General features: G+C 47.4%; 7 protein-coding genes. 4 read left to right on the forward strand and 3 right to left on the reverse strand.

The window, feature by feature from the left end:
• From AACZ40_RS14545 to AACZ40_RS14560, 4 genes are all read left to right on the forward strand, one after another.
• Positions 1-2,181 (forward strand): isoamylase, encoded by a 2,181-nt coding sequence (locus tag AACZ40_RS14545; RefSeq protein ID WP_339674790.1) that lies wholly within the window; start codon positions 1-3, stop codon positions 2,179-2,181.
• Between the two features lie 24 nt (positions 2,182-2,205).
• On the forward strand, positions 2,206-4,575 hold the full coding sequence (locus AACZ40_RS14550) for a phosphoketolase family protein (protein WP_155366743.1): 2,370 nt from the start codon (positions 2,206-2,208) through the stop codon (positions 4,573-4,575).
• A 10-nt stretch (positions 4,576-4,585) separates the two neighbouring features.
• Positions 4,586-5,785 (forward strand): acetate kinase, encoded by a 1,200-nt coding sequence (locus AACZ40_RS14555; RefSeq protein ID WP_155366742.1) that lies wholly within the window; start codon positions 4,586-4,588, stop codon positions 5,783-5,785.
• A gap of 79 nt (positions 5,786-5,864) precedes the next feature.
• A complete protein-coding gene (locus tag AACZ40_RS14560; RefSeq protein ID WP_155366741.1) occupies positions 5,865-6,050 on the forward strand; it encodes a hypothetical protein in 186 nt (61 codons plus the stop codon).
• A gap of 125 nt (positions 6,051-6,175) precedes the next feature.
• On the opposite strand, the gene AACZ40_RS14565 is transcribed toward AACZ40_RS14560, so the two are convergent.
• From AACZ40_RS14565 to AACZ40_RS14575, 3 genes are all read right to left on the reverse strand, one after another.
• Complete coding sequence (locus AACZ40_RS14565; RefSeq protein ID WP_339674797.1) at positions 6,176-7,270, reverse strand: mercuric transporter MerT family protein; 1,095 nt, start codon at positions 7,268-7,270, stop codon at positions 6,176-6,178.
• A 14-nt stretch (positions 7,271-7,284) separates the two neighbouring features.
• Positions 7,285-7,710: a heavy metal-responsive transcriptional regulator gene (locus AACZ40_RS14570; RefSeq protein ID WP_339674800.1), complete on the reverse strand. Its 426-nt coding sequence runs from the start codon at positions 7,708-7,710 to the stop codon at positions 7,285-7,287.
• 250 nt (positions 7,711-7,960) lie between these two features.
• Positions 7,961-11,752 (reverse strand): efflux RND transporter permease subunit, encoded by a 3,792-nt coding sequence (locus AACZ40_RS14575; RefSeq protein ID WP_339674802.1) that lies wholly within the window; start codon positions 11,750-11,752, stop codon positions 7,961-7,963.
• Positions 11,753-11,767 lie beyond the last annotated feature (15 nt).

The raw sequence follows: 11,767 nt of genomic DNA on the forward strand, positions 1-11,767 counted from the left end.
ATGTTACACAGCACTATTCAAGCAATCTGCCGACATTGCGGAACTTCAGTCGTGAATGTTGTTGACTCAAGTGCCTCAATTAGGGGGCCGGAGTGGGAAACGTCCGAAGGAACACCCTCTCCCCTTGGCGTTACATGGTTAGAGTCAGAGCAGGGATATAACTTTGCAATTGATACTGTTAACGCCTCAAAAGTTACTCTGCTGTTGTACCTAGGAAATGAATTACGTGTTCCATGTTACTCACTTCAGCTTGATCCATTCAAAAACAAGTCTGGACCAGTCTGGCATTGTCGCGTGCCCATCTCAGAAGCTGGCGATGCGGTATACTATGCATACCAAATTGACGGACCGGCGGCCAAAGTGACCGACACATGGCATGCGTTTGATCCCGAGAAGGTATTGCTCGATCCCTACGCACGAAGCGTCTTCTTCCCGGCGAAATTCAAGCGTGATGCGGCCAGGCTTCCCGGACCCAATGGAGGTTCTGCACCGCTGGGCCGTCTTGACGTTTGCCGATGTCCGTTTGATTGGGGAAATGAACAACGGCTACGTCATGGAACCGATTTAGTGATCTATGAAATGCATGTTCGTGGCTTCACACAACATCCAAGCTCCGGCATAACTGATGACGCTCGGGGAACCTTTGCAGGAGTCATCGAGAAAATCCCCTATCTTAAAGAGCTTGGGATAACCGCCATCGAATTGATGCCGGTTTTTCAATTCGACCCATCAGATGAAAACTATTGGGGCTACATGCCCCTGAATTTCTTCTCACCTCACCATGAATATTCAACGAACCAATCTTCATGCGAGCAGCACAGCCAGTTTCGTGAGATGGTCCGTGAGTTACATAAGGCTGGAATTGAAGTGATTCTGGATGTGGTCTATAACCATACTTGCGAGGGAGACGATCAAGGACCAACTTACAGTTATCGCGGAATTGACAACGCAACTTACTATATTGCATCGGCTAACTTGAAATCACCCTATGCAAATTTTAGTGGCACAGGCAATACTTTAAACACATCATCTCCTACGGTCCGTCGTTTGATCGTGGATAGCTTGCGCTATTGGGCAAAGGAGATGCATGTCGATGGTTTTCGATTTGATCTGGCCTCAGTATTTTCACGAACATCGGATGGAAGTATCGATTTAAGTCAACCACCTCTTTTTGACCAGATCGCCGGCGATCCGGATTTAGCCAACGTTCGCTTAATCGCTGAACCATGGGATGCTTCGGGTTTGTATCAACTTGGCGCATCCTTTCCAGGGCGTACCTGGATGCAGTGGAATGCTCGGTTTCGTGATACAGCGCAGCAGTTTATACGAGGAGATTGTGGACTGGTTCCCGATCTGATGACGCGTTTATATGGAAGTAGCGACTTATTTCCTGATGATACAGTCCATGCATTTCGTCCCTTTCAAAGTGTGAACTATGTTGCATCGCATGATGGTTTTACGATGTATGACCTCGTTTCGTATAATCATAAACACAACCATGTAAACAGCCAAAACAATCACGATGGGCCGAATGAGTTTAGCTGGAATAGCGGCTGGGAAGGCGTTGAACAAGTGCCTCAAGAGGTCGTCAACTTACGCAAACGACAGACCAAAAACTTTTGCTGTTTGCTCATGCTGGCGAATGGCAGCCCCATGTTTCGTATGGGTGATGAGTTTATGCAAACGCAAAGTGGTAACAACAATCCTTACAATCAAGATAACGAAATAAGTTGGCTCGATTGGCGGCGATTTGAAGAAAACCAAGAGGTGTTCTACTTTTTCAAACGAATGATTGCGTTCCGTAAATCGCATTCTTTGCTTGGACACTCCACCTTTTGGCGTGACGACATTCAATGGTTTGGCGCAGAACAACCAGAAGTCAATATGTCAGCTGATTCTCAAGTCCTGGCTTATTGCTTACGTGGCACGTCCACTAATGACCGTGATCTTTATGTGATGATCAACGGCTCAACTAAGCCACGTTTATTTTCTATTCACGCAGAAACAGAGAGTGTCTGGAACCGTGTTATTGACACTTCACTCCCCAGTCCGATTGATATTGTGGATCCCGAGGCAGAAATCCCTTTTGAAAAGGACTCTTATCGGGTCAATCAGCGTAGCATTGTTGTGTTAGCACAATCGACTGTGGCGATATCATCAAACTCCGTGCAAATTTTGTAACAACATTTAACTGAGAGAAATACCATGTCGAGTTCCCTCTCTACACAAGAATTGAATTGCATCGATGCCTATTGGCGAGCGGCAAATTATTTATCGATCGGCCAGATTTATCTATTTAACAATCCGCTACTAAAAAAACCGTTATGCAAAGAACATATCAAACCTCGCTTGCTTGGACATTGGGGAACGACGCCGGGGTTAAATTTTATCTACGTGCATCTAAACCGGATCATCAAACAGCACAATCTCAACATGATGTTCATCACAGGGCCAGGACATGGGGGGCCAGGGCTGGTAGCGAATACCTATTTGGAAGGAACTTATACCGAACATTATCCGAATATCACGCAAGATGAAGCGGGAATGAAGCGACTGTTTAAACAGTTTAGTTTTCCCGGTGGTATCCCCAGCCACGTAGCCCCCGAGACGCCCGGCAGTATCCACGAAGGTGGTGAATTGGGTTATGCATTATCGCACGCTTATGGGGCAGCATTCGATAATCCAGACCTGATCGTGGCCTGTGTGATTGGTGATGGCGAGGCAGAAACAGGTCCACTCGCCACAAGCTGGCATTCCAACAAGTTCCTGAATCCAGAGCGTGACGGAGTTGTTTTGCCGATCCTGCATTTGAACGGTTACAAAATCGCGAATCCAACTGTTTTGGCCCGTATCAGTCATGAGGAACTGGATCATCTTATGCGAGGTTACGGATACAATCCGTATTATGTCGAAGGTCACGATCCCCAAGAGATGCACCAGCTTATGGCTGCGACAATGGATCAAGTCACTCAAGAGATTCAACATATTCAATCCAATGCGCGACAGGACCAGGATTCCACTCGTCCCCTCTGGCCGATGATTGTACTGCGAACGCCCAAAGGTTGGACCTGCCCCAAGGAAGTCGATGGTCTACCGGTTGAAGACAGTTGGCGTAGCCACCAGGTACCTTTAGGACAGATGCACGAGAATCCGGATCACTTGAAGTTACTAGAACAGTGGATGCAGAGTTACAAGCCTGAGCAATTGTTTGATGAGAGTGGTTGTCTCAGAACGGAGATCGCAGATCTTGCGCCGAGAGGCGAGCGGCGGATGGGAGCAAACCTACATGCAAATGGCGGGGTACTGTTGAAGAGCTTGCGACTTCCTGACTTTAGAGACTATGCCGTTGAGGTCTCGTATCCGGGAAGTGTCACAGCCGAAGCAACGCGCGTGCAAGGCAAGTTTATCCGTGATGTGATGAATCTCAATCTTGAGTCACAAAACTTTCGCATCTTCAGTCCAGATGAGAACGCCTCAAATCGCTGGGCAGACGTATTTGATGTCGCAGAACGTAGTTTTATGGGCGAGATATTGCCCACTGATGATCACCTTTCACCAAACGGCCGTGTGATGGAAATGCTTTCCGAGCACCAGTGCCAGGGTTGGTTGGAAGGCTATCTGCTGACTGGGCGGCATGGTTTTTTCAATTGCTACGAGGCGTTCATCCACATTATCGATTCGATGTTTAACCAGCACGCGAAGTGGCTCAAGGTCTCCAAGGAAATTCCCTGGCGGCGACCTATCGCATCCCTTAACTATTTGTTGTCATCACACGTCTGGCGGCAGGATCACAACGGATTTAGTCATCAAGATCCCGGTTTCATCGACCATGTTGTTAACAAAAAAGCTGAGATCATTCGTGTCTATCTGCCACCAGATGCAAACTGTCTGCTCTCCGTCACAGACCATTGCCTGCGTAGTCGTGATTATGTAAACGTGATTGTAGCTGGTAAACAACCCTCGCCACAGTGGCTCTCGATGGATCAAGCTATCAAGCATACGACGGCGGGAATCAGTATTTGGGATTGGGCGAGTAGTGACCAGGGAAGCGAACCCGATGTTGTTTTAGGGTGTTGTGGCGATGTACCCACACTCGAAACGTTGGCCGCCGTCGATATCCTTCGTCAAGAATTACCTGTGTTGAAGGTACGCGTGATTAACGTCGTCAATTTGATGAAGCTCCAATCTCCCCGGGAACATCCACATGCACTCTCTGATAAGGACTTCGATAGTCTGTTTACGACCGACAAACCTATCATCTTTGCGTTCCATGGCTATCCTTGGTTGATCCATCGATTAACGTATCGCAGAACGAATCACAAAAATCTTCATGTTCGCGGTTACAAAGAAGAAGGGACAACAACCACACCGTTTGACATGGTTGTTCTGAATGATCTCGACCGCTTTCATCTTGTTCAAGATGTAATCGACCGTGTGCCGAATCTCGGCGCTAAAGCAGCCTACTTAAAACAAGCCGTTCGAGACAAACTAATCGAACACAAACATTACATCTCCGAATATGGTGAAGATATGCCGGAAGTTCAAAACTGGACTTGGCCGGGAGGGGAACAGTGAGGTTGATTCAATGTCGATTCTCGTGCTGAATGCCGGATCTAGTACGCTCAAATTCGCTCTGTTCGATGAACTGGCTCACGAACAACTTGCCAGAGGTGTGATAGATTGGCAAACTCAATCTGAAAAAGTCATATTAGAATTACAAACTCAAGCAGCGAGTCAAACGCAATCTCATTCGGATATTTCGAATAATCATGAGGCCGTTAAATGGATTCTGCATGTGTTGGCAGACATCAACCTGGGCGAATCGATTCGAGCTGTCGGTCATCGCATCGTTCACGGCGGTACATATTTCTGCCAGCCAACGCTCATTAACGAACAGGTTCTTCAATCGTTAGAACAAGTCTCCAAACTCGCCCCGCTACACAATCCACCAGCATTGATGACGATTAAAGCAGCACAAAAATATCTTCCAGAAGCTATGCATGTCGCTGTGTTTGATACTGCTTTTTTTGCTGATTTGCCGCCGAGTGCTTATGTTTATCCAATCCCTTACGAATGGTATGAACAATACGGTATTCGTCGATTTGGCTTTCACGGGATCAGCCATCAATACTGTTCGACACGTGCCGCAGAAGTGCTTGGTCGGCAATACGACGATTCTCTTCGATTGGTAATATGTCATCTAGGCAACGGCTGCTCTGCGACTGCCGTGCATGGCGGACGCCCTTTGGCTACAACGATGGGGTTCACACCGCTGGAAGGGTTAATGATGGGTACCCGCAGCGGCTCGATCGATCCTGGAATCTTGATTTACTTGATGAAACAAAAAGACTTCGATCCTGAGCAGCTCGATCAAAGTTTGAATCATCAATCTGGTTTGCTTGGAGTGTCGGGAATTTCCTCTGACTTTCGCCAAATTGAACAGGCATCCCAAGCCAAAAACGAACGCGCTCAACTGGCGATGAAATTGTTTACAGAGCGAATCCAGTCAACCATTGGTTCTCTTGCGGTTTTGCTGGGAGGCATCGATGGCTTAGTCTTTACTGCCGGTATCGGTGAACATTCTCCGCTGTTGCGAAGCTGCGTATGTGACAAACTACCATTTCTTGGGCTGAAACTTGACGAGGTCAAAAATCAAAGTGCTCATGCGGATTGTGATCTCGCAACAATCCAGTCAGCAGGTCGCATTTTACTCATTCAAACTCGCGAAGAACACATGATCGCACGCGAAACAGAACGACTCTTAGAATTATCTCAGTCCAGATAGGCAGATGAACATGATCGTATTAAAGGGTTCTAATATAAATGAACATTTTGAGGTAGTTTGTCACTGGATATAGCGAGTTATGAAACGACAGCAAACGATTCCCGATGATTCATTACATCGGGAATCGCTTTTGCCGACGATCTTTCCTCACTCAATTGAGTGGACAACACTTGGGGCAAGGAAGTTCCTCACCCGTGATTGGGCAGACAAAATCGGCACTGTTGCTTTGAGTGTCAGCGTTGGCGCGCACATCAGTATAGACTAAACCACCAACCCCCAAAGGTAATGCAATTAACGCCGCCCACAACCATTTATTTCTCATGACAACCTCCATTTTACAAAGCGTTCGACCATCTGGCAGGCTACATACCTGCAAACAGACGAACAGAGTTAATTGTTTTCAACTGCTTTTGGAATTTTGCCGGTATAACCGGCGGTTTGTATTGCATTCAGGATGTCTTCATTTGGAAAACTACAGCATGATTCTGTAGCGATGTTTGCATATTTCCCGGTATAGTCCACTTTTACTGCTAACACTCCCGGCACATCCATAATCGACTTCTCAGCAATCGCAGCACAACCTTCGCAGTGCATTCCTTCGATGGCTACGAAGGTCGTTTTGATGAGTGGGTTACTTGATGTGATTACCTCGTCGCTTTCTCTCCTGGCCAAGATGAAACCTATGTAATTTGGGAACAACATAAACACAACGGCAACAACCGTCACGGCCCACAACATGATTTTGTTCATGGACATCATATTAAATCGATTACGTTTCGAGGTGCCGGAGTTAGAGCAACAATCGGTGATACAATAGGCGCCACCCGTGACCGTCTGCTTGGGCCAGTAAGTAAAATAAAATGCTGCCGTCAAAAAACCGATTGTTAAAGTGCTGAATACTGGCCGGTATGATTCTAAAACGCCAGCAATCCCCGCACCTGAAAAACCGAACAAAATCAATAGCAAAGGCAACCAACAACAACTGGATGCCATAATCGCAGATAGGATCGTTCCTACTTTTGTTATGGTATCCGCTCTATTCGACTTGCTGGATGATTTGTCTAATTCTGATGTGGCAATGGCGATACCTTTAGTAACACTGCCAAGACAGCATGCGCCCGCTGGATTCTCGGTTTTACATCGGCAACCAGGATTATTCATCTTCTTCCGAATGTCGTCTAGAGCATCCGACCGGCCTTTTGTTTCAAGTTCCTTTTTGATCGTGGCTATAGAATATCCAAAGCAGTAGCACAAAGGCCGTGCGCCGCGCGTCTCTTTCACTCCCACTGGTACTTTGAGCTGATCTTTTGTGAAAGTCTGGCTGTCGGCGAAATAAACGACACTGCACCCAGTGGCATTACAAAATTTGTATTCCACGTCATCAACGTTGCTCACGAATTCATTCTTGAGCAACGCCCTAAGTGTGAGTGGTTTTACTCCTTTGCTTTTGCCGCCACATTCTGGGCAAGTGGCTGTCCTGGACATAGTGAGTTCCATAGTCATTCTTTTCGAGTTAGTGTTGACTTTCTACCGTCAAGTGCTTCTAAAATGGCGCATTCGGCTGTCTGCTTTCTCTTTCCACACGCCGTGGAAAGTCGAACCAGGGCTTTCTTGATCTTGTGGAGAGTAGCAACTTTGCTTTCGATGTCGGCTATCTTCACGTCAACTTTGGCCTTTACATCCTCACAACAGATTTCTGAATCCACTCGCAACGATAGGAGTTCCTTGATTTCTTTCAACGTAAATCCAAGTTCCTTGGCCCGGCTAATAAACGTGAGTCGTTTGACAACATCAACATTGAACTGTCGGTAACCCGATGCAGAGCGGGTTGGTTTCTCTAACAAGCCTTCGCGCTCGTAGAATCTAACGGTTTCAATACCGACTCCAGCCTGCTCGGCTACCTTTCCGATTGTTAGTAGTTTCATGGTTGTTTCCTTCATCTATAGATATTATCGAGCCTGTACCATACTACAGGGTCAAGGCTAAATCGAATAATTTGCTATATTCACACTTCGAAAAAAGAGAGTGCTATTCAAATATCGACGAAAAACAAAGGGGACATTCCACGAGAAGTGGGATTACAACTCGATAAATATTAGAATTTCATCTGAGTATAAACCGCGTAATAGAAAAGCACTGATAAGCAATTGCTGTTTTAAACAGCTTCGTCGAAGGTTACGCTTTTGCATCTTCCTCAAAACGCGGGTCTTCGATTCCCAGCTTAAGTTTCCATTCCATCACACTGCAATAGAGCACGGGCACGACCAGCATCGTCATGACTTCGATCAGCATGCCACCAAAGCTGGGTATCGCCATCGGAACCATAATGTCAGAGCCACGGCCCGTGGATGTAAGCACAGGGATCAAGGCCAGGATCGTTGTCGCGGTTGTCATCAAGCATGGTCGGACGCGACGCACGCCAGCTGCGAGAGTTGCATCACGCGCTTCTTTGACGGAGCTGATGCGTCGTTTTCGAAAACTTTGATCGAGATAGGATGTGATTACCACGCCATCGTCGGACGCAATCCCAAATAATGCCAAGAAGCCGACCCAGACTGCGACGCTTAGATTGATTTGGTGAACTTGGAACAGAGTCCGCATATTGGTGTCGAATAGATTGAAATCTAAAAACCATGATTGGCCATACAGCCAAAGCATGATAAATCCGCCAGACCAGGCAATCATGATACCGCTGAATACAAGTGAAGTGGTGATGACCGAGCGAAATTGAAAATACAAGATCAAAAAGATGACAAACAGAGCTAAAGGCAAAACGACCATCAGTGTTTTTTGCGAGCGAATTTGATTTTCATAGCTACCCGCAAAAGCGTAACTGACTCCCGGCGGAAGAATCAATGTACCATCATCAATCTTTTGTTTTAAGTAGCGTTGGCATTCTTCAACTACATCGACCTCGGCATTACCAGGCTTCATGTCGAACAACACATAGCCTAACAAAAACGTGTCTTCGCTCTTGATGGTCTGCGGACCGCGCGTGTAACGAATTTTGGCAAGTTGTTCTAGCGGAATTTGCTGCCCAGCTGGTGTAGGTACGAGTATCCGATCGAGTGTCTCGATCTCATCGCGTAGTTCGCGAGCGTAACGTACTCTCACTGGGTAACGTTCACGGCCCTCCACTGTCGTCGTGATTTTTTGGCCACCGATGGCAACTTCGATCACATCCTGCACAGTGCGGATGTGCAAACCATAACGTTTGATGGCATCACGGTCGATATCGATTTCCAGGTATGGTTTGCCAACAATTCGATCGGCTATTACAGCTGATGCTTCTACTGAGGGCACTTTTTTCAGAAGTTGCTCGATATCCAGCGCCACACGTTCGATGGTTTCCAAATCAGGGCCTTTTACCTTGAGACCCATCGGCGCCCTCATACCACTCTGTAGCATCACAATCCGCGCAGCTATCGGCTGCAACTTCGGTGCAGATGTTGTGCCTGGCAAATCTGCCGCAGCGGTGATCTCCTTCCAGATATCGTTGGGAGAGCGAATGTGGTCACGCCATTGACGGAATGCTCGTCCGTTGGGGTCTTCAATAAGATTCCCTTTTTCGTCCCGAATGAAATCGCTCTTGGTATCATCATAACGGAACTTAAGACGATGCCCTTCCTTATTCGTTACATATTCAGACTTGTATGCGATGACTGTTTCGATCATCGAGATGGGGGCGGGATCAAGCGGACTGTCCACACGGCCTACCTTGCCGACAACAGATTCTACTTCCGGGATCGAAATCAACAGGCGGTCTTGAAGTTGAAGCACGTCCATTGCCTCGCCGATTGATGCATGCGGCATCGTGGTTGGCATGTAAAGGAACGATCCTTCGTCTAGAGGGGGCATAAATTCTTTGCCTAGCCCTGGCAATGTATTGGCGACCGCTTTCCAAGGAGTCGAGTTACGAATCGGCGCGGGGAAAAACCCGAAAACACGATCAAATCCCAACCAGACGCAGCTTCCAAGCATCAGTATCACAATGGGGATCATTAGAAAGAGTGCCTTGTTTCTTAGACACCAGCGCAGCAGCGGTTCGTAGATGAATCGCTGAAAGATTTGGAAGAACGCCAGCAAACCACCAATCAACAGGACAACGAATATCAGGTTCCGAACAAAACCCTTGTCCGGTCCTAACGGAAGCCAGTGATCGGTCAAAATCAGCCCCACCACTACCACAGCAACGCCATTCGCGGACCAGGGACCAAACTGATGCAGACTTTTAGGTATCCGGGATTCCAGCAGTTTGTACGTGCCTAATGCCATTACAATAGCTCCGACCCACCACGGAATAGAAAAGTAAGTTATCGAGCTGTCTGAACTCATAGGCATAGCGGCTAGAATAGCGAGCAGAAGGGTAACCATACCAACTATGATCACACTCCAGTGGAGATACCGCCTAAGTGCTTCAGAACGTAAGCGCCCCGTAAACAATACGTGAGCGACTGGTGGAATAATCGTTAAGGCTACAATGACTGATGCAATCAAAGCAAAAGTCTTGGTAAACGCCAATGGTTTGAATAGTTTGCCTTCAGCACCGATCATCGTAAATACCGGCAAGAAGCTGATAATGGTCGTGGAGACAGCCGTCAACACTGCGCCTGCCACTTCGCGCGACGCATTAAAAATGACTTTCAATCGGTCTTCTTCTGGATCAGCTTCTTCCAGATGTTTGAGAATATTCTCACAGAGAATAATCCCCATGTCGACCATTGTGCCAATGGCGATGGCGATACCAGAAAGTGCAACAATATTCGCGTCTACGCCGAAGGTTTTCATCCCGATGAAACACATCAGTACGGCGAGTGGTAACAGGGCACTGATTAACACAGAACTTCGCAGGTGCATGACGCTGATCAGAATGACGATGATCGTTACTAGAATTTCTTCAGTCAGCGCAGTATTCAGTGTCCCAAGCGTCTCATAGATCAATCCAGTGCGGTCATAGAAAGGGACAACAGTGATCTGACTGATCGTAGCCCACTCGGGTCGCTTGTTGCGGTCCAGGGAACGCAAATGCTGAACCCATGCTTTATAGTTCAGTAGGTCGTTTTCATAGGCATCGAAGCTATGTGATTTGGCGTACTGTGTGATTTCCTTACGCGTTGTCTTCTTGAAGTCGATCAATACCTTCGACGGCAGCCCCGGTGATACCTCGGCGATCATTTTCTTGACATTCTTGATCGCTTCCAGGGGGTTGTAACCATAGCGGACAACGCATACACCGCCAACAACTTCTGCACCTTCTTTATCGAGCGCACCACGCCGAAGCGCTGGTCCCAAAGTCACTTTCGCAACATCCTTTATCGTGATGGGGACGTTGTCATGAACTTTGAGAACCGTTTTTTCAAGATCTTCAACTTGCTTAATAAAACCCAAGCCACGAACGACGTATTCCGCTTTATTCAACTCGATCGTACGTGCACCGACATCTACGTTCGTCATACGAACGGCATTAAATACTTCTCCCAGGCTTACTTTATTTGCTCGCATGGCGTCGGGGTCAACGTCAATTTGATATTCCTGGACAAATCCACCAATCGAAGCGACTTCACTGATACCTTCCGCTGAATTCAGTGCGTAACGAACATACCAATCTTGCGTTGTTCTCAACTCGTGCAGGTCCCAGCCTCCGACAACATTTCCGTCAGGATCATATCCTTCGAGAGTATACCAAAAAATTTGACCGAGGGCGGTTGCGTCAGGTCCTAGCGTTGGTTGAACGCCTTCAGGGAGCGTTCCTGTGGGTAAACTATTGAGCTTCTCCAGAACTCGCGTACGGGACCAATAGAACTCGGCTTTTTCGTTGAAGATCACATAGATCGTGGAGAAACCAAACATCGAGTAACTGCGGATCGTCTTGACCTCGGGGAGGCCGAGCAAGGCGACTGTGAGCGGATACCCAATTTGGTCTTCGACATCTTGAGGTGAACGTCCCATCCACTGCGTGAAAACGATTTGCTGGTTCTCACC

This window comes from uncultured Gimesia sp. (assembly GCF_963972345.1).
Lineage (GTDB): Bacteria > Planctomycetota > Planctomycetia > Planctomycetales > Planctomycetaceae > Gimesia.

Coding starts and splice junctions, on each gene's coding strand:
- AACZ40_RS14560 (WP_155366741.1), top strand. CDS start 5,865: ATGAAACGACAGCAAACGATTCCCGATGATTCATTACATCGGGAATCG.
- AACZ40_RS14550 (WP_155366743.1), top strand. CDS start 2,206: ATGTCGAGTTCCCTCTCTACACAAGAATTGAATTGCATCGATGCCTAT.
- AACZ40_RS14565 (WP_339674797.1), bottom strand. CDS start 7,270: ATGTCCAGGACAGCCACTTGCCCAGAATGTGGCGGCAAAAGCAAAGGA.
- AACZ40_RS14570 (WP_339674800.1), bottom strand. CDS start 7,710: ATGAAACTACTAACAATCGGAAAGGTAGCCGAGCAGGCTGGAGTCGGT.
- AACZ40_RS14555 (WP_155366742.1), top strand. CDS start 4,586: ATGTCGATTCTCGTGCTGAATGCCGGATCTAGTACGCTCAAATTCGCT.
- AACZ40_RS14545 (WP_339674790.1), top strand. CDS start 1: ATGTTACACAGCACTATTCAAGCAATCTGCCGACATTGCGGAACTTCA.